This is a genomic window from Virgibacillus sp. 7505 (assembly GCF_002272135.1).
GTDB lineage: Bacteria > Bacillota > Bacilli > Bacillales > Amphibacillaceae > Terribacillus.
In genome coordinates this window covers 1-320 of sequence record NZ_NPBF01000115.1, presented here as the reverse complement: position 1 = coordinate 320, position 320 = coordinate 1, and the positions used below count along the sequence as shown (strand labels likewise).

General features: G+C 48.8%; 1 pseudogene. It reads left to right on the top strand.

What is annotated here, in order from left to right:
• Window positions 1-217: pseudogene (locus tag CHH91_RS18170) on the top strand (D-serine ammonia-lyase); the annotation flags it as partial.
• Between the last annotated feature and the right edge of the window lie 103 nt (window positions 218-320).

Sequence of the window (320 nt, the reverse complement as noted above, 5' to 3'; positions counted from 1 at the left end):
GCTCTATACACTCCTCGCCGATCTCGCTGATGCAGAAGGCCTCTATTTGGAACCATCAGCAGTTGCGGGATTATACGGCCCTGTACAGCTTGAAAAGAGAGGGTTATATACCGGTGCAGCGACTCATCTTGTCTGGGCCACAGGAGGAAGCATGGTGCCTAAGGAGGTCATGGAAACGGATTACCAAATAGGTGTTAACTTACGGACTGAGCAGTAGATGCAATGGGCAAATACTCCCGTCAACGTTTAGAAAAAGCGTTCAAATTCACGTAAGCAAAACGGTACTGGTTTTCTCTCACCTATGCTACACTGGGCACTGG